Source organism: Pseudoalteromonas sp. NJ631, from assembly GCF_000276645.1.
GTDB classification, from domain to species: Bacteria; Pseudomonadota; Gammaproteobacteria; order Enterobacterales; family Alteromonadaceae; genus Pseudoalteromonas; species Pseudoalteromonas piscicida.
Genome location: NZ_AKXJ01000013.1, coordinates 16233 through 36743, shown reverse-complemented (window position 1 = coordinate 36743; position 20511 = coordinate 16233). Strand labels below are relative to the sequence as shown.

The window sequence follows — 20511 nt, the reverse complement described above, 5'->3', positions numbered from 1 at the left end:
GTTATCCATTCCTATTCAATGATTTAAAACTTTCAAAATAAAAATCTTTTATTTTTGACATGTTTTCAAAATTAATTTGAAACTCACTTAGTGCGAGTTCAGTATCCTCTTTACTCCATTGTGGTATTTTTTGAAACTCAGGATCAAATGGAGAGCTTTCAGGAATGAAAACGTTGTCAAACTTTTTCTCACAAAAAAATTCATAAAGATTTGTACTGCTATTTATCATAAAACCTGAGCGATTATATATTTCTTTAAACCTCTGGATTGCATTAGGAACATCGAGAGTTAGAGCTACCGCTAAAGCATTATTATATTTAGGATGATTTTTTATTTTTCCTAGCTGACTGAATAGCAATACATCTCTGAAAAATCTTAGACTGCTTGGGTGAACAGATATCGCGAGGTTATCAATATATCGAGAGCGCTTAGCCCAGCGAAACATAATGTTATACAGCATCAATGAAACGCCAAATCCTTTTTTAACTGCCAGTGCACCTACTTCTGCAACTCTCCTTTCAGCTTGACGAATCGACAGTATCTCTTGTTGGTGAATGCTCTCCATTGGTAATCCAATGTATGAGTCCTCTATTAGAGATAAAGTACCAACAACTTCATCACCTTTCTTTGCGATAAATACAGTCGAACTTGAACTAAGATTGAAGGCTGTAAGCTCAGGCATAGGCTGGTTTTTAGGTATAATGCCTCTCTCTTTATACATGTAATCAATTAAGTTTATCGCTTGCTTTCTTTCGTCATAACTATTTGCAAGCTTATATATGACACCATTGTTTTCTTTTATTGATTTACATATCTTTTTAAATGCTAAAGAACGATAAACTGAAGTTGGTATTAAGTTTTCTAAAGACAGCTTTTTATATTTCAACGTGTCCATGTGATACTTCCTTTGGTATAAAATATTTAGATTTTGATAGAGCGCGTAGCTTTTTCTAGTAATCTATGAGAGATAGGTGTCTCACTTTCCTGCCACTTATTACATATATTTAAAACCCAAGTTGGATTATCTTTTGCACAGTCATTTAACCAGTTAGCAACAGAGTCTATGACATATTTGTCTTGATCAGATTTAAGGTTATTTAGAATTACTTCGGCTAATTCAGGAGCTTTCTTTAATTCAGGTATGTGTTTACACCATACACCGCGGGGCCTAATACTCTCTGATGCAAATCGTCTAATTCTAGGTGAGTCGGAATATGTTAATGGTTCCAGTACGCTAATTGCTGCTGTAATATCGGAAGCTATGTCCGCCCTAACAGCAAGCCAAGACCATTCACGAACACCAAAGTGATGGTCATCAATCAATGGTATAAGTGAGTCTATTTTTTGTTCTAGATTAAGGTTGTTATCACAGCCAATAGCATAGGCAACCCACCCTCGAACTGAGTCGGAAGGATGTTTCTGTAGCGCTGATTTATCTCGCAGAGACAGTTTTGAATTTATCAACACTCCCATGGCTGACATTCTTTTCGTGATCCCTAAGTTTTTAGATTCAGATATAGAAATAAGGTCATCGGAAGTGAACAGACGCAAAGATGTAGCTAACTCTGCAAAATCAACCTCTAAACATTCGACTAATGTCTTAGATTCCATAATCCCATGATTTAATTTATCTAATTCTAATTGGGTTAGTTGTCCTTTTCGGCTAGCCCCTTTTTCCCTTATTGCCGTATTCATTTTTCATATAACCTATAACTGTTTAGCCATCTAATAACTTGACATCTAACTATTTGGTGCTACAGTAAACCAAATTATCAACTCAATGTAAATAAAAAACAAAAAATGTTTCTTTGTGTGAATTTTTGTTTTATTTGATGTTGAGTTTTCGGAGGCCCTTCATCTCTTAAGTTGATTTATGCTTTAGTGCTGGTTATCCGCCGATATTTTAGCTGTTTCAAGGCTTGAATCGACTCGACTCATGGTAGAATGGGTGGTTTGTTAAAAATTTATTCTATTTGTGATGCTTCGCGTTGTGTAAAGTTAAAAAATTGAGGTGATTTATGTCTGAAAATAAAGAGTTCAGCTTTTCTGAAAAATATAAGCTACTCCTCTCATTAGAAGGTCGAAAGCCTGAAATTATAAATATGCATTCCGTTTTTATTATTTTATCGATGGCAAACTTAATTAATTTAAGTTGCCAGAAGGAATTAGGTAAATACGATATGCAGGAGAATAGACTTGTAATACTTTTAAAATTATACAAAGAAAAAAAATCTTTACAGGTCAGTGATTTTTCAAAGTTACTAGATATTTCCTCTGCTACGGCGACAAGCTTATGTAAACGTTTGGAGAGAGATGGGTTAATAACAAAAGTTCGCTCTGAAAGTGATAATAGGCAGGTTTATACCACGCTAACAAAAGAGGGAATTAGTTTTGTTGAATCAATAGCTTTTTCTCATAGAGACTGGATCGTAAATTTACTTGATGGAGTAAATAAAGACGAGCTTAGTCAGTTTTTTACCTTGGCAAAAAAAATTAGTGTTGAACTCAACAGTAATATTGAAAATATATCAAAAAAGGAATGATAGATGAAGATTCTTTATATTTCTTCAAGTGTTCGAAGCGAACAGTCACTTACTAATAAGCTTGCAAATGAGTTTATTGCGAAGTTGCAAACTCGATTCCCTGAAAGTGTGGTCGTTTCTAGGGACTTGGGAGACCATCCGGTTAAAGGGCCTGACCTGCAATGGACTCAATCAAATACAATTCCAGATTTGGATAAAAGTTCACATGATTGGGATGTATTGGCTCAATCAGATGCACTTATTGAAGAAATTGTAAGTGCGGACAGAGTTGTTATTTCAGCACCTATGTATAATTTTTCCGTCCCATGGACTTTAAAGTGCTACATTGACAATATCGTAAGAAACGAGCGTACTTTCACAATTGACCCTGTAGAGGGCTTTAAACCAAAACTATCAGCGGATAAAAAACTGGTATTAATTACCTCAAGTGCTGGTAGCTATGAGTCAGGTACGCCAATGGAAGCCTATGATTTCTGTACACCTTATATTCGTTCTGTATTTGGGTTCATGGGACTCACGGATTTTCATGCGGTATCAGCAGTTAATCAATGGGCAAGTGAAGAAATGAGAAATGAGGCGATAAACGAAGCACATGATGCTTTGGAGGCGTTGTCGGCCTCTTGGTAATATGCATGAGTTTTGACTAGAGAAAAATTATTTAAATCTATTCACTGCTTACTCTCTAATAACTAGGCTATGAAACTGTTCTAAATTAATATTGGAAGTTATCGATATAGGCCAGTTTATTCTGACAATATCGATAACTTTGTCATCCTCAGAATTGTTATGTGCCTGAGGAATAATTGTTTTATTTCTTCGGATCGTACTTGTCGAACCACCACTGAATATAAGCCACTTTGTTTAGCAGGTTGGATGGCCTTTTGGTGATTCCGTGTGAGGCATCTGGAATTCTGACCATAGCTGTTTCTACACCTTGTAGCTTAAGCGCTTGATAATACTGCTCAGTTTCTGAGATTGGCGTACGATAATCTGCTTCACCTGTCAGTAGCATCGTTGGAGTTTTTACATTACCGACATAGCTAATAGGTGAGCGTTTCATATAATGTTCCATGTGCTCCCATGGTTTTCCTGGGAACCAGTAGTCCGCAAAAAATGGATAGAAATCTGCTGTTAATACAAAGCTATACCAGTTGATCACCGGCTTTGCTACGACTGCTGCTGCGAATCTATCCGTGTGACCGACCGTCCACGCGGTGAGTACGCCACCACCTGAACCGCCCGTAACAAACAAGCGGTCTTTGTCTATATAGCCTTCGCCGATCAGATGATCCACACCTGTCATTAGGTCATCAAAGTCATGACTTGGGTAGTTGTGGTGGATAGTTTGGGCAAACTCTTTGCCGTAGGAATCGCTGCCCCGTGGATTCATGTAAAGCACCACGCTGCCTTGGGCGGCAAAAAGTTGTACTTCGGCGCTAAAATGTGGGCCGTAGTTTGCAACTGGGCCACCGTGGATCTCAAGTACGAGCGGATACTTTTTAGATTTATCGAACCCAGGAGGGTAGGCGACCCAAGCTTGAATTGGCAGTTGATCATGTTTCGACTTTAGCCAAACTTCTTCAACTTTTGCCAGTGTTTTATCGCCAAGTGCATCTTCGTTAAGCTTTGTAATTGGTCTTGGCTCGCCGCGTTTTACGATTGCAACATCGGCGGGGCGCTGGGTATCTGCGAGTGTAAAAGCCACTAGTCCACGGTCACTGATGGCATAGTCACCACCTGAATAGGGGCGACCAAAACTAACACTACCAATGGCATCCGTTATCTGCTCAAAACGCCCTTTTAACGGCTGGTAGCCAAGTGTGGTTTTCCCTTCACTGTCGTAACTTACATAGACGCCACGGCTGTTGGCGGCCCAAGTGATAGAGGCAAGGCTTCTATCTAAATCGGCTGCATAGGTTTTGGTTTCGCCTGATTTGAGATCTTTGACATAGAGTAGGCTGTTCTCGTAATTGGTTTTTTTATCATCATAACCAAGGTAAGCCAGATAGCGGCCATTAGGTGACACCTTTGGGTGATTATCTGGGCCAACTCGGTCAGTTACCGCTGTGATTTCAAGCGAGTTTAGGTCTAGCTTATAAACTTCGCTGTTGGTTGGGTTTAGCTGGTTATCCTTGTGGCGATTCGCCGAAAAATACAGTGCCTTTGCGTCATCAGCAAAACTCAGTTCGCCGCCATGATCAAAGTTGCCCGAGGTTAACTGTTTTGCGTTGCCACCGTTGGCGTCTATTTTGAAAATATGATTAAAGCCCGGTTCGGTATAACCAGCACCGTCGGCGCGATAATATACCTCATCGATAAATACGGGTGGCTTTGCCCATTCTGCTCCTTTGGGTTTCCCAGCAACAGATACCGGTGGTGCCTTTTGGCTGGGAACAAACTGGCTAAAGTATAGGCTTTTACCATCTGGGGACCAATGCAGTCCCGATGGTCCGTGGGCTAAATTGCTGATCTTGGCAATGGCACCGGTTGCTAACCATTTCACATAAATTTGGCTACTACCGTCGCGAGTAGAAACAAAAGCGATGCGATCATTACTAGGCGACAGCACTGGAGAATAATCCATGTGCAATCCAGAGGTAACTGGCTGCATTGCGTTGGTAGCAAGGTCTACGGACCAAATATTACCGACTTTTCTATCACTTTTGATATCCATGCGGTTGCGCACGAAGAAGACTTTGTCACCGTCATTGGTGATGTTAATTTGATTAGCATATTCAAGATTAAATATATCGGTTGGCTCAAGCGGTGCGGCTTGCACGGCGTAAGCTGAGCTTGCAATAGCGACGCCTGCTAGAAAGTATTTCATGACTCATCCTGTTTCTAATTATCATTTCCACTATGCGCCATATTGCAGCTTAATCAACTCTTTGCGGTGAACAAATTAAAAATCCATAAAAAAGTGCTTTACCTCAACTTAGCTTGCGGTTTTATCGTTGCCAGCAGTCAGCGGAACTTATAAATAAGAGGATGATATGTACTTAGAACACGTAAATTTGGTAGTTAGCGACCTAGAAGAAGTTCTTCACTTTTATCGCGCCGTATTTCCTCACTGGGAAGTTAGAAGCAAAGGGCAGGGCGAGTGGTACGGCAAAGCACGAACATGGCTGCATTTTGGCGATGACTATCATTATATAGCGTTTAGCGATCACGGTGAGGGTCGAAATAGAGCACTCGAAGGTCACCAAGTCGGCTTGGCACATTTTGCCTATGTGGTTCAAGGTATCGAGTCTGTCGTTAATAGGCTAACCGAAGCGGGTTATGCGGTCGATAAAGTCGGAGCGCAGCATCCACACCGAAAAAACGTTTACTTTATTGATCCAGCCGGATACGAAATTGAGTTTGTGGAATATATGAGTGATCTGCCTTCTGAGCGTAATAGTGATTAATGTAAAAAATAGGCCCAAACTAGGGCCTATTCGTGCGTTATATCTATTGTTGATAGTTTGACCAATGTTTAATTTGTTCAAATACCGCTTTCGGTGGTGCCGTTTCCTCATGTACTAATTGAATGTCGGTATGCATGATGGACCGTTTAGGACGCATTTCAGTCGTTTGATTCGAATGACCGCTGTTCGCACCGCTCCAGAAGCGTGTAAAATTCAGTATTAAACTTGACCATTCATCGTAGTCAGTCAAAATGGATGTGTTTTCACTGTCATCATTGAGGTTAAAGTCCACTAAAACATCAGAAGTGCTGCCATTACAGTTGAAATCAATGGCTTCTGAGTTGGGATTATTAAGGCCTTTTGATTCGTCCAATTTGGCTTCGTCTAATGGCAGGTTTTTACCATGAGAGTAGTCAATAACAAAGTTCGTAATATCATCTGTCGGGCCGTTTAAAATTGCAGAGCCTTCCGGAAAGCAGTTTTCGTTTTTACGGAACCAGCGACGTAAGTATCGATCGCCTTCGTTATTGCCAATGGTTGATAAGCCACTGAGTTGATATAAATAATTCATCACGCTAAAGTGATTTGGCTTAAAGTTAGTATTTTCATTGCCGCCGTGATACAAACCGAGATTATGCCCTAATTCGTGCATAATCGTTCCTGCTTGGTAGTTGTAGGTCACATTGGTCATAAGTTCTGATTCTAAGTTCAGTCCCCAATTCCCCAGCGAGATAATAAGGTCGTTGCCAAATAATTCAGCTAAGCCAGAAGATCCGCCACTGCCGTCTGCTTCTTGGCTGTTGGCCATCAGCATATAATGAAAAATCGGTCGGCGTTTAAGATCAAAATGCTTGGCTTTGTGATCAAGAATACTCGGCGCTTGCTCTGAACTTACAAAGGTTGTGGTTTGTACAAAGGGGATCTGCTCGCCGCCTCCTAAATCATGTTGTTCAGGTGATAAGCCTTCTGCTTGGTGATACAAATTACCCACGTCAAAATGCACTGCGATATCTTGAGCAGCAAACGCCGCTTTTACTTTGTCGAGTGCGGGTTTGTGAGGCGTAATACCTGCATCATTACTTTCCATATAGTCAACTTCTATGAAAATATCTCTGACGCCGGCTCTTGCCCCCCATTCGTACAAAGGTAGGCCTGCGAATGTGCCACCAGGTTGCTCTGAACAATCAGGGATTCCATCTAAGTCCTCATCTTTATCACAGAGCACATCATTATTGCCGCCAGGTGTAAAAAAGGCGGCAGATTGCCAATCGCTAATCGAATTGGTATCTGTTAATAGGCTTGTTCTAACAAGGCTTTGACCTAGTTGATTTGAAACTGGTAATAACTCGGCACTCTCTTGCCATTCTGAAGGCGTTGCCGGTGCTTTATCACTTTCGCCGAAACGGACAAAATCAACCGTTTCACCTTGCTTGTTTTGTAATTCGACATACCCAGATATATACCATGCTGGTGCAAACTTCCCATCGCCGACTAGCATCAACTGATTAGAGCTTGTAACGCTGCGCTGCCATGTTTGAGGTCCATGTTCATTTTGCACTACGATATATTCGCCCGGTTCAAGTAGCTGTGATTTCAACGGAAAGACTTTAGTGCCGCCATCATTGTAGTTTTCCAACTCGATGCTTTCGGCAACGAGTTGATAATTACTCAAATCGATAGTTTCGTCTGTACCGTTGTAGATTTCTACCCAGCGATTATCATCGATATACCTAGACGATGAAATCTCGGTGATAAGCAAATCTTTCTGTCCAGTAACAAAAGTAAGCTTTTCAGCTTGGGCGATGGCAGTCCCATAAAAGTTGGTCACCGTTTCTGAGATGGTTAATTCATATTCAGTGCCAGCTTTAAGTGATTCAATTGGTGTTAAAGAAACAGCGTATCCATCTTCTTGCTGTGTTTGTCCTACTGAAAATTCTACGCAAGTTTGATTACCAGATTCTCTTAGATGAATTGCGCCATTACACTCTGAAGTACCAATTTCACTTGACCAAGACGCGGACATATTGTCGTCAAAGTGTAACTGTATCTCACCTGTTAAGCTAACCCGAGTCGCTGAGGACTCTGGCAAACTTGTCATTAGTCGTGGTGCTGTTGTATCGATAATTTCTATCTGAACTTCTGCAGAGTTTGTGAGGTCGCCATCGCTCACGCCGAAGTGCAAAATCTCTTTAGTTATGTTGTTATGAGTTGGGGTATAGCTGTATGTCTGCGTTGTTGCATTAATTAATTCAACAACACCCGAAAGTGCTGGCTCGAAAGTGACCTCCAGTGCATCGCCATCTTCATCTTTTACATCTAAAGTAAATTCTAAGGTGTTGTTATATTCAAGACTGTGTTCTGAACCGGTAATTAGAGGGGCTCTATTTATTTGTTTGATGGTGACAGAAACTTCTTTTTCTGTGTTATCACCGTCATCATCTGTAGCAGTTATCAAGAAGGCTACTTTGGTATCTTCAGTGACTTCTGGTGCAGTAAAAGAAAGACTAGAATCGCCCAAGGTAAGATCGATGACGTCTGGCCCTGAAGTTTGTTTTATAGTGCGAGACGAAATTGATCCATCACTGTCTGAAATTGTCACCCCACCACTTAGGAAGCTCCGCTCCCCAATACTTGCTTCGATTGCGGTTACGATTTCTGGTGGAGTATTCTTATCATCACCGCCAAAAAGGTCACAAGCACTCAGATGTACTAACCCTAAGCTGATTAAAGAGAGTTGAAATATTTTTTTATTCATTATTATTTTCTCTGATTGTTACAATATACTTACTAAAAACTTACCCTTTTTAGGGTCTTTAAGTACAGAGGTTGGTGTTAATGAATGTAAAAATAGTCAACGCGGGGTTTATTCTGCTCTTAGCTTGGCTGTTAAAACATGATCTTCCCATTTTCCAGCAATGCGCAGATATTGCTTAGCATAGCCTTCTTGTTCAAAGCCTAGTTTTTGCAACACTCGCGCGCTTGCCACGTTGCTGGGCATATAATTTGCCATGATCCTATGCATGTTTCGCTGATCGAACATATGTGAGATTGCAGCTTCTAAGATCTCGGTCATATAGCCTTGACCCGCAAATTGTGATGCTATGGAATAGCCTAAATAACAAGCTTGAAACGGACCTCGTGCAACTTGGGTGAAGCTGCATAGCCCCGCTATCTGAGGCCGTTCTGGCAATAACGCAATAAAGTGATAAGCGGTATCGGATCGTGCGGCATGTTCGGCTTGCTCTGCATGACCCAAACAATAGTCCATTGAGTAGTAGCTTTCTGGTCGAGACGGCTCCCACGGTGCAAAGTAATCGCGATTCTCTAAGTGATAAGTAACAAGCTTCTCAGCATACTCTGAAGTGAGTGCAACAAGTTTTGTTCTTGCTGTACGGATCATATCCTCAATAATCCAAACTTCTCGTCATTTACCCACTCGCCGTTAATTTGGAAGTTATGTTTTAGCGTGCCTTCAAGCTCAAATCCTAGTTTTTTGAGTAGATGGTGAGAGGCATGATTTCCTTGGGTAACGGTGGCGATGAGCTTGTGGTAATTACATTCGTGCAAGGCAAAATCAATGACGGCTCTAGACGCTTCAAAGGCGTAACCCTTTCCTTGAAATTCGGGAGAGAGCATAAAACCTAACTCGGCCTGTTGAAACGGTGTCCACATACTTAAAAATCCGTGTAGCCCGATTGGGGTCGCTGTGGCCGTTTCTTCAATCACTAAGGTGAGCCAAGTGTTATCTTCTTTGTTCCACTGCCCAAGTCCGGCGCTTAAACCATGGTTAAATTTATCACGCAGCGTAGCTTCATCGGTAATTTCACCGACGAAACGCATGACATCTGGTTGTTGATGAAGTTCTAACCAAAGCGGCCAATCTGTATTAAGTATGGGTCTTAAGGTAAGTCTTTCTGTTGTGAGCTGCATGTAAAGTCCTTTCGCTTTGTTAACTTTCACTTATTAAACATGTACGGCCAGACTATCACAAATTATTGATTTATCACGTTTCTTATTTCTTCAATTAAGGCAATGCTCGCCTCATTGTCACCGTGAACACATAAGGTATCGGCGCGTAAGGAAAGTGACTTCCCACTTGCAGTCGTGACACTGCCTTGCTGGTGTAATTGCTTAACTTGTGCAAGTAGCGCTGATTTGTTATGCACTGCGCCCGCTTCAGAACGGGGAGTAAGTAAGCCTTCATCAGTGTAAAGCCTATCGGCAAAGGCCTCAAAAATCAGTGATACTTTATAGTCGTCGGCGAGTTGTTGGTGGTTTGCTTGTTGCGCAGTGGCTAGCACCATCAGCTTAAGCTCACTTGGGTAGTGTGAAATGGCCTTGATAACACAGCTTAATAACCTTTGTGACTTCATCATATCGTTATAAAGCGCACCGTGTGGTTTTACATAACTTAGCGTCAAGCCTTGCACCTTTGCCATCCCTTCAATTGCGGCAATTTGGTAATGTAAGGCGTTGATGATCTCTTGCTCTGAGAGTTGCATTGAGCGGCGGCCAAACCCTTGGCGGTCTGGATAGCTTGGATGTGCGCCAAGCGCCACTTGATGCGTGTTGACCAGCTTGAGTGTTTGCGCGAGTACATCAGGATCTCCTGCGTGAAAACCGCAAGCGACATTGGCCATGTCGATATGTGGCATTACGTGTTCGTCCAACCCCATTTTCCAAGCGCCAAAGCTTTCACCTAAGTCGCAATTTAATAACATGCTTATTTCCTACTTCGTTACTGCAAGCTCTAAATCTTGTCTATCTGTCACCAATAAATGGTGTGGACTATTCATAATACAAAACTCAGGTGCCGCTTTTGCTATGGCTAACTGAGCTGTTAGGCTGGAACCCCAAAAAACCGGAATCTGCCCCTCTTTACAAGTCAATGGCTCGCCAAAATTGGGCTTGCTAAGATCTTTGATCCCGACCTCATTAGGTTCACCAAAATGAAGTGGTAACGCATAGGGAAGTCGGCTCAGTGTTGCCGCTTGAATGGCACTAATAAGATTTTGCTTGGTTAATGGGCGCATCGCCAGTATTTGATTCGCCTCGTACTTATCTACTGAGTTGCAAGATAAATTACTGATGTAGAGTGGTAAAGGCGTGGTTGGATTCGCCGATGGCGGGTTGATTCCATACTGCGCGAGTAAGTTGTCAAAAGAAAGATAACTGGCAAAAGCAAAGGTAACTAAGTCGTCGCGCCAGTGCTCTTCTATATTGTGACATTCTTGAACGAGCTGGCCATGTTTTAAAATCTGATACTTGGGGAGGTGGTAGCGAATGTCTATATCTTTCCCTAAAGTGTCAAAGTTAAAATTGCCCGGCTCGCTGGGCGGAATAATCAGCTTGCAAACAGATTGATTACTCTCACAAAAGCGAAAGAATGAATATGCTTCGCTTTGTGGCAAAATAATCACATTACATTGTGTGAACCCAGGCACGAACCCTTTAGTAGGGCCCGTATAATCACCATCCTTGATCATTTTTCTTATTGCATGAGGTGCACTTAAAGAAGCACTGGGATCCATAGATTCCTCCAATTAGTGGTTTACTGTAACAGGCAGTGAACCTTCCGCTTTCGCTATTCCCAAAATCACTTTGGCCAGCGCCGTGTAGGCAGGCCCAGCTACTTTTTTATCATGATTTACGTCTACATTATAAGCATAACTTGCTAATACTGCGTTACTAAGAGGACCAAAGGTACTAATTTCGTATGGTGCTCTTAGGCTGATAAATAGCTGCTTTTTACCCTGTTGCTGACCGTATTGCAGTAATGCTTTCAGCGCTGCGGGTTGTACATTACGCGCCACCCCATGCTCTCGTAACTTTTTCACATCGTCCATGCCGCCAATTTCTACTGCACTTTGTGGTGGTGATGCATGTGCGGCGATTATCACGTCGGCCTGTTTAATTGCATCATGTGCAATGTCCGGGTCGTAGGCTTGTTGGCTTGTACAAGAAAGTGTCAGCGAGTTTTTGCTGTATGTTTGTAATGCTTGTTCAAGCGCAAAGCATTTTTGCCTATCAGGCATGATAAGGTGAACAACTTGTGCGTTATCTCTAAGCGGTAATACACCATCGTTTTTTACTTCGGTGATAGCTGCTAGTGCAAGCTCTGCTTCTAAACGACGATGGCTTGGATTGCCCAGCGTTGAATTGGCAATGGCCAAAGAAGCGCTTGATTGTGGCAGCTTTGTTTTGAGCTTAGCGATACGTGCCATAGAACTGCTAAGTTGCTCTTGGTTTAGTTTATTGGTCTCAAGCGCCTCAGCTAGCTGAGCCATATATTGCTCAAAGCGTTTGATGTCTGCTCGATTGCGAATAGCAATAGGCATTAGCGCGATATCCACGCCAGCATTAAACGTTTCAATTGTTGCATCGACTGGATTAAAAAAGTCGCTGATCCCAGCCATATCTAGCGCATCGGTGACGGTCACGCCTTGGTATCCCAACTCGTGTCTTAGTAGTTGTGTCATGATCTGATAAGACATAGTAGCAGGCCTTATCATGCTCTCACCTTGAGAATTAACGACTTTACTGTTGTCGAGCGCCGGATATTGAATATGGGCAGTCATTATCATGCCAGGAGGCGATGCTTTGATTATCTCGGCAAAGGGCAATAAATCTTGCTGGTTAATTTTGTCGCGGTCGTGATCAACACGAGGTAGTCCCGTGTGGCTATCAACATGTGTATCACCGTGGCCAGGAAAATGCTTTAGCGCAGAAAGTACACCTGCGGCCTCAAAAGCTTTTACCTGAGCAAGACCTAATTTGGCGACCACTTCCGGATTTTCCGAGAATGACCGCACATTGATCACCGGGTTGTTCGGGTTGCTGTTCACATCTACTGTTGGGGCGAAGTTTACGTTGATCCCTAAGCTATTTAGCTCCTTTCCAATTGCGCTTGCCACTTTGGTTGCGTATGTATCACCCTGTTTTGGATAGGTTGCTCCAATACTCATATTGCCGGTAAACGACGTTGCTTGTTCACGATTTATTCGTGCAACTCGGCCACCTTCTTGATCGATGGCAATAAATAAAGGAAGTTGACTTTTACTTTGTTGTGCCGCACTTTGCAAAGCATTGGTTAGACTGACGATTTGCGCGGTGTTTTGCACATTTTCGGCAAACAAAATAGCGCCGCCGATGTCGTATCTACTAATCAATTCGGACAGCTCAGGCGGTAAAGTTGTCATCGCTGCTCTACAATCTCCACTTGGCTTTTTGCTTTCAACGCAGTAATAGCGGAAATCGAGCATAAGCTTTTGTCCAAGCATTTGCGAAGTGGTCAGTGGCACTTGTGCTGCTGTTGCGTGAGCTGAAGTGATGAAACTCATGAATGTGATAGTTCCTAAAGTAGTGAGCAGAGATAATAATCGCACAATCAATAATAAACGCTGAATAAAATTGTCTACACTTTAACATTGATTTAGAAGCGACTACAAAATGCTTTCTATTAGGCGATAACAGCATAAATGAAGCACAGATTTTAAAAGGAATAAAAAATGAACAACCATATAAACTATGTAGAATTAGCAGCAAAAGACTTAGTAGCAACACAAGCTTTCTTCGAGCAGGTGTTTAACTGGCAATTTGAATCTTACGGGCCAGATTATATTGCGTTTGCAAACTCAGGCCTTGATGGCGGCTTTTTCCGAGCCGATGTGTCTTCTAAACAAGCGCAAAGTGGAGCGCTCGTAGTGTTATACAGCGATGAGTTGGAAGCCGTGCAAAGCAAAGTAGAGCAAGCAGGCGGAGAGATAAGCAAAGCTATATTTGAATTTCCTGGCGGTCGTCGCTTTCACTTTATTGAGCCGAGCGGCAATGAATTTGCAGTGTGGTCTAAATAACCTGAGCTTAAAAATAATTGGTTAACACATTCCTTATTCAAACCTCAGCTTAAATAACCAAACGGTGTGTTGTAAAGCCCCTTTACAGTACACGTAAATACTGAGGTTTTGCTGCAATAATCTTTCGTTTTCAGAACAGATAAAAACTTGAATTCGTTGCTATTGTGAACAATAGTTATTAAACACTGATGCAAACATCTCTTTGTATTTGATACCTACTTACTGCGTGATCAGCCAATAGACTTATCTAATGGGTTTAGGTTTAGCGTAGAAGTGCAGGTGGCAAGGGCAATCATTGTACAAAACACCGCTAAATGCATCTTCACCATACTTAGGTTTGATTAGGCAATGAGACGGATATTCTTAGTTGTTGGTATTTTACTCTCCTTAACCATGCTTATGGCCGATAAATTGGGCCTATTCTTATTGTTGCCTATTACTTTTATTGCCATCAGCGCTTTAGTTTTTTTGTTTGTAGCACTGCTTTGGTGGCAAGTACAAGATACTAAAAAAATTATGGTTGATGATGGTTCTAGCGTGCCACAAATGATGTTAGACAGCGACGGCGTTATCCTACAAGCCAATGAGCAAATGCAATCCTTATTGGGTGTTGGCAGCTCAGTAATAGGGTTAAAACTTGAAAATTTAATTGCGGTGAGCGGTAATATCCATAGCGAGGCCAAGAGTGGTGCAACAAGCATGTTCGAAGCGCTCGTAACGCAAAGCTATGGTAATTGCACGACCAAACACAGTGGCAAAGTTATTAGTCCTGTTACTTTACCAATTAAAGTCGCGGATACCGTTACAGGATATCTCTGTTATTTTAATTCTAGCAACAGAGAAAATCGCCTCGCTCAGGCACTAGAAGAAGAAAAAGAATTGCTCGAAGTGACGCTGAGCTCTATTGGTGATGGCGTGATCTGTACAGACGTAAATGGCGTGATCACTTATATTAACCCTGTCACAGAAGCCATTCTCGCGATGTTAAATGAAGAAGTGGTCGGGCGGCGATTTGATGATGTTATGTCTATGTATCACGAAGAAACCAAAGCTTCGGTCAATAAATTTCCTGAGCTTTGCCTAAAGCAAGGCCATACCATTTGTTTACCTGAACTCACTTCCATCACCAATCATCTTGGTCTTACCTTTGCTATCCAAGATTCCTTCTCTCCTATTATAGCTAAAGATGGCAGCTACCTTGGCACGGTAATGGTCTTTCAAGATGTGACAGAGTCGAGATTAATGGCGAAAAAAATGAATCACCTTGCCCATCACGATGCATTAACTGGACTACCCAATCGCTTATTGCTTCATGACCGTTTAGTGCAGGCTTGTAAACGAGCCAAGCGTATGAGTCACCAATTTGCTTTGGTATTTATTGACGTCAACAAATTCAAAAAAATCAACGATTCACTGGGGCACGATTATGGTGACTTATTACTCAAAGAAATTGCGAGTCGATTAACTCAGCAAATTCGAGGATGCGATACCGTTGCCAGAATGGGAGGCGATGAATTTGTGTTACTCATTGACGGGATCCAAGATAAAAAATATGTACGTAAGGTGGTGAGTAAAGTATTGAGTAGCGTTAATGGACAATATTGTTTGCGCCAAGTTAGCCTAAAAGCCACGGTGAGTGCTGGCGTTGCAATTTACCCTGATGATGGTGACAACACGGAAGCTTTGTTAAAGCATGCTGATACCGCAATGTATCGAGCTAAAAAAGCCACACAAACGGAGTTTCAATTTTATAACGCACGCCTAGATCACGAGTCTGAGCAGCGTTTAGTGCAAGAAAGTCGGATCATTCAGGGGTTAGATAATCGAGAGTTTATTCCTTATTACCAGCCTATTGTCGATGCGCATACCCGCAAGATTAAAAAACTTGAAGTGCTCGCAAGGTGGCAGCAAGATGAACAATTGTTGGTACCTGAAGACTTTTTTGAAGCGGCATGTGATGGCGATCTGATGGTAGAAATTGGGCAACAGCTCAGAACACAGGCCTTTCAGGCGATGAAAACATGGTTTTACAAGTACGATAATCTCGTGGTTAGCTTTAATTTTTCGCTTGCTGAACTCACCAATAAAACAGTAATAAAAAACTTTATGGAGCAGGCTGCGCAACATCAGTTGCCATCTCGACAAATTGAAATAGAAATCAAAGAAGTTGACCTGATAGAGCTACTTGATAAAGCACCGGAAGTGATGGCGGAATTAGAGCAAACTGGTATGCGGATCTCAATTGATCATTTTGGTGTCGGGCATACCAGCATGCTGTACTTGCAAAAGCTCACGTTTGAAACCATTAAAATTCCACCGGCTTTCCTTGCTACCCCTCAGTCGGTTGCCTCACAAAATGATATTGCAAAACTGATTGTACAGATGGCAAAGAGCTTGGATGTAGAATGTGTAGCGGTAGGTGTTGAGACCGCGTTGCAAGCTAAGTCTCTTAATCTCAATAGCTGTCACCTTATCCAAGGCAACCACCTTTTTGCTCCCGCCCCAGAGTCAGAGATCACCCCGATTCTCATTACCCACATGAGCGTAGAGCGGCGCAGATTAGGTCAAAATTAGTTTTGAAGGTTCTTGTTGGTGCATAAATCCAAGTGCACCACCTGCTAACTGCCTAACACTTCGTTAATTTCTGGATGAGAAATTATTAATTCTGAAAGCTAAGCCCAGAGCGATTAATTGTCTTTCTCACTAGCAGGGCCTCTTGCTGCGGCTTTTTTCGGTGTTGTTAAATTATCCGGAAGCATGGTGTGAAATGGATTTGATTGGTTATATATAGCGGTATTTTCAAGTGAATAACAGTCATTTCGACTTTCTTGTTCTTGAGCAATGACTTTTTCCAGTCTTACTTTTTCAATTAGCCTAATGTCATACAATTCTGATATTTGATTCGTGCTATATCCAAGCGCCGAGAGTTTCTCAGCGGTTATTATCCAGTCGAGCGCTTCATACGTATTAGAAGGTGCTTGCTTTCCTTCCCACGGAACTATTTTTTGCTTTAGTGGTATTTCATAGTTTCGATATTTTTCCCCAATGATTGCGCCAATGAGTAATGATACTGAAAATATTGCAATTAATGCACCGAGTAAGTTAAGTTTCTGCTTAGTCGGTGAATTAACCTCAATCTTAATAACGCCAAAAATAGTACCTAATAAAGCTGCGACAACAGCAAAGAAGGAAGCAACGACTGGGGTATTTGACGCGCCAATAAAGCACCCCAGTACTAAGGCAAATATACTATATCCTATATATATCACTTTCTAATGCCTGCTTCTATTTACAGCGCTTGTTACAGCGTTTTTTACAACGCTCATAAATAGGGCCGCACTTAGAAGAGTTGCTACCTTTGAGGCAATCTTTTCGAGATTCATCACAATTGTCAACACACTCACTCCAGTCACACGAAGGAGGAGTTCTACTGGTTGACGACACCAAGTTTAAATGAATTGGTTGCTGATTGTTGATAAGTAAATTATCTAGTTCAACTTGAGTTTGAATGGAAGGCTCATTTGTAGTTTGGGTTGCCAATGCACAAGCACTGAATACTAGTATAATTAAAGTGGATAATACTTTCATAACAGAATTCCTTATCGTTAATTGTACAAAAATTCAGGTTAAATACCCACTGAAACCCGCAAGCTAACGAAGCTTTCACCTTGTTTATATGCGCAAGTGGGGCGGCTCATGAAGGCGTTTTTTATTTCCTTATGAGTCTATGGTATGTAGTTCTAAAAATTGCAATTGTCAAGTAACAGAATACAGCAATTTACTACATTGAAATTATAACCTTTGGCGATATTATCTTTTGCCTCTTAGTATCAAAAAGTTACTTCTCTTTGTTTATTTGCTTAAAAATATTCCTAAAACTTTCCCTTCGTTCGTTTATAGATTTACAGAGCTTCACTCACTTGCTCTGCCAACAACAAGAATGAAGGGAATACCATGAGCAACAATACATCTCGTTATAACAAACACCTTATTGCGCTTGCTATCAGTGGCGCGTTATTGGGTTCGCAAGCCGCGCTTGCACAAACAAAAGCACAAGACGCTCAAGTAAATACAGAAAAAAAGAAACTACTCGACCTTGAGCGAATTGTCGTCACTGGCAGCGGTGGGCGTGGCCAAACTAAGTTGGAATCATCTGTCTCAATTACCACCTTAAATGCCGAACAGTTGGCGCGAGAAGCACCTCTAGGTACGGCGGATCTGCTGGAAAGTGTGCCAGGCTTTTGGGTTGAAGATTCAGGTGGTGAAACCAACAATAATGTTGCACCTAGAGGACTACGTGGCGGTGAAGGCTTCCGTTATATCGGCGTTGAAGAAGATGGGCTACCTGTGGTGTACGACGGCGTTTGGGTTGATTTTTATCAGCGTCAAGATATCACGATTGAGCATATGGAAGCGGTTCGTGGGGGCACCTCAGGCCTACTAACCACCAACGGCCCCGCGGCATTAGTAAACTTTATTACCCGTAAACCAGATGACATTGAAGAAGCGACGATCCGCCTAACTGCTGCCGATTACGGCATGTATCGCGGCGAGTTCTTTTATGGCACACCCATTAGTGACAACTGGAAAATGTCGATAGGTGGCTCATATCGTCGTTCTGATGGCGTGAGAGACACAGAGTTTACCGCAGATCACGGCGGCCAACTTCGACTCAATTTAGTGCGTGAGTTTGATAAAGGCCAACTCACGCTGTCTGCCAAACACCTCAATGACCATACCACTTTCTTTGTGCCTATTCCGCTTAGAGATCAAAGTGACCCTAAAGGCATTGCTGGTGTCGACCCACAACATGGCACCTTAATTGGTAATGGTCAGCGCTTTTTACACTATTTACAGCCTGATGGCAGCTATAAAACACGAGACCTTAAAGATGGGCAGCATACCAAGTTTAGTACGCTAGGCTATCACTTAGACTGGGAGTTAAGCGACCGTTGGCTGCTAAATACAGCTGGCCGTTACTCACAGTTTGAAAACGACATGTATATTTTGCTTAACTTCGATAACTCGACGCTCGTCAATGCCAATACCCGACTTGGGCAGCAAGATGTGCAAAATATGCTGGACCGGTTTGCCAGTGATGGCGCCGTTGCCGCACGGTATCGATATGTCGATAGTGGTGAAATACTGACAGATGTCAGCAATTTAAACGGAAACGGCTTAGTCACCACAAGCTACCCGCTTTATTCGCGCTATGATGCTGAGCAGTTTGTTAATAAGCTCAATTTTACCTATGAAGGTGATCAGCACACGCTGAGCATAGGGTGGTTATTTGCCTATGTAGATGCGGACTCCTTGCCAGTTGATAAATGGGAATCGCAGTTTTTAACGGAAGTAAAAGACAATGCTCGATTACTCGATATTGTTGCAGTTAACAGCAATCAGCAAGTGGTTGGTCAACTAACTGACCACGGCTCAACGGGTTATGCTCCTGGTTGGGGTCAGGCAACCGCTTTTGGTACCAGTACTTCCAACTCTTTATTTATCAATGAACAATATCAAGCAACCGATAACCTTCGTATTGATGGCGGGGTTCGGATTGAGTGGTTGGAGCTAGATAGCACCGCCTCCGCAACCACATTTGCACAGCCTGTTGCGGGCGCTTTTGACAGCGCTGGTAATGACATAGATAACAATCTTGCCAACAATTACGTCGACATGCCGTCAAACAAATTCCTGTCAAAAACTCGTAGTGAAACTGAAACCGCATGGACGGTGGGATTCAACTATACCTTCTCGGATGATGTGTCAGTATTTGGTCGTTATGCCGACGCATTTGAAATGCCAAGGTTAATGAGCTTTGGTCAGAACATTCACTCAGGGGTTGATGCCGACTTTAATGACAGCGTTAATCTAACCTTTAGCGAATTGGGTACTCGCTATGCTGGCGATTCAATTGGTGCATCACTGACCCTGTTTAGAACTAAATTTAATGACTTAGTGGAACGTAATTTTACCGGCAGCGATGGTGAGGTGGCGAATCAAACGATAGACACTGTCACCGATGGTCTTGAGTTTGAAACAGTGTGGCAGGCGCATGACAATTTACAGCTTGAGCTGACAGGCGTGTTACAAGACCCAAAAATGGAAGGATTTACCGGGGCATTTGCACATTGGGAAGGCAAGCAAGTGAAGCGCACACCTAAAGTGCAGCTTCGGTTAACGCCAACCTACTACTTTGACGACGGTGATATCTATTTAACTATTCACCATTTAGGAGAGCGTTACTCAGACGGTGAGAACAAGTTTGAGCTTCCTGCCTACACCACAATCGACATGGGCGTGAATTATCGCTTTACCGACGCAGTTGCACTGCACGTGAAAGCGACCAATATCAGTGATGAGCTCGGGTTAACCGAAGGAAACCCGCGTGCCATCAACGATGTTCAAGCAGGATACGACTATTACTATGCTCGGCCGATCTTAGGACGCACCATCAGCGCCTCACTGACGCTGAATTTTTAGGGCCTAATGTTCTTTCAAGTTTGTTTTTGCAGCAGTTTGATTGGTATTTATACAAGGTGGAGCCGGCGTAGCATAGTTATTCTATGTGAGTCTGGCGACAACATAGTAGAAATGCCAATCAAGCGCTGCCCTTCGGGTTCACCTGAGTGCGCTTAGTTCATTGTTGCTTTTTGCTCAGTCCACTATGTAGCAAGTCGAGCGTCGTGACTAAAACTCACTCAGGGG

16 protein-coding genes are annotated in these 20511 nt (G+C 42.4%); 6 read left to right on the top strand and 10 right to left on the bottom strand.

Features of this window, described 5'->3' with window-relative positions:
• Nucleotide 1 precedes the first annotated feature (1 nt).
• Nucleotides 2-895, bottom strand: coding sequence for an N-acyl amino acid synthase FeeM domain-containing protein (locus tag A587_RS0118175; RefSeq protein WP_017218735.1), 894 nt, complete (start codon nt 893-895; stop codon nt 2-4).
• A 26-nt stretch (nt 896-921) separates the two neighbouring features.
• On the bottom strand, nt 922-1695 hold the full coding sequence (locus tag A587_RS0118170; RefSeq protein ID WP_017218734.1) for a HEAT repeat domain-containing protein: 774 nt from the start codon (nt 1693-1695) through the stop codon (nt 922-924).
• A 323-nt stretch (nt 1696-2018) separates the two neighbouring features.
• On the opposite strand from A587_RS0118170, the gene A587_RS0118165 reads away from it, so the two are divergent.
• Together A587_RS0118165 and A587_RS0118160 are read left to right on the top strand one after the other, a co-directional pair.
• Complete coding sequence (locus tag A587_RS0118165) at nt 2019-2543, top strand: MarR family winged helix-turn-helix transcriptional regulator (protein WP_017218733.1); 525 nt, start codon at nt 2019-2021, stop codon at nt 2541-2543.
• A gap of 3 nt (nt 2544-2546) precedes the next feature.
• Nucleotides 2547-3170: an FMN-dependent NADH-azoreductase gene (locus A587_RS0118160; protein ID WP_017218732.1), complete on the top strand. Its 624-nt coding sequence runs from the start codon at nt 2547-2549 to the stop codon at nt 3168-3170.
• Between the two features lie 181 nt (nt 3171-3351).
• On the opposite strand, the gene A587_RS0118155 is transcribed toward A587_RS0118160, so the two are convergent.
• A complete protein-coding gene (locus A587_RS0118155) occupies nt 3352-5370 on the bottom strand; it encodes a S9 family peptidase (protein ID WP_017218731.1) in 2019 nt (672 codons plus the stop codon).
• Nucleotides 5371-5536: 166 nt separating this feature from the next.
• Between A587_RS0118155 and A587_RS0118150 the strand changes: the two genes are divergently transcribed.
• Entirely contained in the window at nt 5537-5950 is a 414-nt protein-coding gene (locus A587_RS0118150) for a VOC family protein (RefSeq protein ID WP_017218730.1), read from the top strand.
• A 43-nt stretch (nt 5951-5993) separates the two neighbouring features.
• Here A587_RS0118150 and A587_RS0118145 read toward each other — a convergent pair whose 3' ends face one another.
• From A587_RS0118145 to A587_RS0118120, 6 genes are all read right to left on the bottom strand, one after another.
• Entirely contained in the window at nt 5994-8705 is a 2712-nt protein-coding gene (locus A587_RS0118145; protein WP_017218729.1) for an Ig-like domain-containing protein, read from the bottom strand.
• A gap of 108 nt (nt 8706-8813) precedes the next feature.
• Nucleotides 8814-9350: a GNAT family N-acetyltransferase gene (locus tag A587_RS0118140; protein WP_017218728.1), complete on the bottom strand. Its 537-nt coding sequence runs from the start codon at nt 9348-9350 to the stop codon at nt 8814-8816.
• Nucleotides 9347-9880, bottom strand: coding sequence for a GNAT family N-acetyltransferase (locus A587_RS0118135; protein ID WP_017218727.1), 534 nt, complete (start codon nt 9878-9880; stop codon nt 9347-9349). The genes A587_RS0118140 and A587_RS0118135 overlap by 4 nt, the downstream gene beginning before the upstream one ends.
• Before the next feature lie 62 nt (nt 9881-9942).
• A complete protein-coding gene (locus A587_RS0118130; RefSeq protein WP_017218726.1) occupies nt 9943-10671 on the bottom strand; it encodes a 5-oxoprolinase subunit PxpA in 729 nt (242 codons plus the stop codon).
• 9 nt (nt 10672-10680) lie between these two features.
• Complete coding sequence (locus tag A587_RS0118125; protein ID WP_017218725.1) at nt 10681-11481, bottom strand: D-glutamate cyclase family protein; 801 nt, start codon at nt 11479-11481, stop codon at nt 10681-10683.
• 12 nt (nt 11482-11493) lie between these two features.
• Entirely contained in the window at nt 11494-13290 is a 1797-nt protein-coding gene (locus tag A587_RS0118120) for a glycoside hydrolase family 3 protein (protein ID WP_017218724.1), read from the bottom strand.
• Between the two features lie 168 nt (nt 13291-13458).
• Here A587_RS0118120 and A587_RS0118115 point away from each other — a divergent pair, with 168 nt between their 5' ends.
• Entirely contained in the window at nt 13459-13803 is a 345-nt protein-coding gene (locus A587_RS0118115; protein ID WP_017218723.1) for a VOC family protein, read from the top strand.
• A gap of 348 nt (nt 13804-14151) precedes the next feature.
• Nucleotides 14152-16377 carry an EAL domain-containing protein gene (locus A587_RS0118110; protein WP_232288089.1) on the top strand — a complete coding sequence of 742 codons (2226 nt, stop codon included), beginning with the start codon at nt 14152-14154 and terminating at the stop codon, nt 16375-16377.
• Between the two features lie 113 nt (nt 16378-16490).
• Here the strand turns inward: A587_RS0118110 and A587_RS0118105 are convergent, their stop codons facing one another.
• Nucleotides 16491-17072, bottom strand: a complete 582-nt coding sequence (locus A587_RS0118105; protein WP_017218721.1) for a hypothetical protein — start codon at nt 17070-17072, stop codon at nt 16491-16493.
• 685 nt (nt 17073-17757) lie between these two features.
• Here A587_RS0118105 and A587_RS0118095 point away from each other — a divergent pair.
• Entirely contained in the window at nt 17758-20286 is a 2529-nt protein-coding gene (locus A587_RS0118095) for a TonB-dependent receptor domain-containing protein (protein WP_017218719.1), read from the top strand.
• Nucleotides 20287-20511 lie beyond the last annotated feature (225 nt).

What these genes read in the sequence shown, in the direction of transcription:
- A587_RS0118125 (WP_017218725.1), bottom strand. Translation starts at nt 11,481, where the DNA reads ATGGATCCCAGTGCTTCTTTAAGTGCACCTCATGCAATAAGAAAAATG.
- A587_RS0118175 (WP_017218735.1), bottom strand. Translation starts at nt 895, where the DNA reads ATGGACACGTTGAAATATAAAAAGCTGTCTTTAGAAAACTTAATACCA.
- A587_RS0118095 (WP_017218719.1), top strand. Translation starts at nt 17,758, where the DNA reads ATGAGCAACAATACATCTCGTTATAACAAACACCTTATTGCGCTTGCT.
- A587_RS0118135 (WP_017218727.1), bottom strand. Translation starts at nt 9,880, where the DNA reads ATGCAGCTCACAACAGAAAGACTTACCTTAAGACCCATACTTAATACA.
- A587_RS0118140 (WP_017218728.1), bottom strand. Translation starts at nt 9,350, where the DNA reads ATGATCCGTACAGCAAGAACAAAACTTGTTGCACTCACTTCAGAGTAT.
- A587_RS0118120 (WP_017218724.1), bottom strand. Translation starts at nt 13,290, where the DNA reads ATGAGTTTCATCACTTCAGCTCACGCAACAGCAGCACAAGTGCCACTG.
- A587_RS0118145 (WP_017218729.1), bottom strand. Translation starts at nt 8,705, where the DNA reads ATGAATAAAAAAATATTTCAACTCTCTTTAATCAGCTTAGGGTTAGTA.
- A587_RS0118155 (WP_017218731.1), bottom strand. Translation starts at nt 5,370, where the DNA reads ATGAAATACTTTCTAGCAGGCGTCGCTATTGCAAGCTCAGCTTACGCC.
- A587_RS0118150 (WP_017218730.1), top strand. Translation starts at nt 5,537, where the DNA reads ATGTACTTAGAACACGTAAATTTGGTAGTTAGCGACCTAGAAGAAGTT.
- A587_RS0118160 (WP_017218732.1), top strand. Translation starts at nt 2,547, where the DNA reads ATGAAGATTCTTTATATTTCTTCAAGTGTTCGAAGCGAACAGTCACTT.
- A587_RS0118165 (WP_017218733.1), top strand. Translation starts at nt 2,019, where the DNA reads ATGTCTGAAAATAAAGAGTTCAGCTTTTCTGAAAAATATAAGCTACTC.
- A587_RS0118110 (WP_232288089.1), top strand. Translation starts at nt 14,152, where the DNA reads ATGAGACGGATATTCTTAGTTGTTGGTATTTTACTCTCCTTAACCATG.
- A587_RS0118170 (WP_017218734.1), bottom strand. Translation starts at nt 1,695, where the DNA reads ATGAATACGGCAATAAGGGAAAAAGGGGCTAGCCGAAAAGGACAACTA.
- A587_RS0118130 (WP_017218726.1), bottom strand. Translation starts at nt 10,671, where the DNA reads ATGTTATTAAATTGCGACTTAGGTGAAAGCTTTGGCGCTTGGAAAATG.
- A587_RS0118115 (WP_017218723.1), top strand. Translation starts at nt 13,459, where the DNA reads ATGAACAACCATATAAACTATGTAGAATTAGCAGCAAAAGACTTAGTA.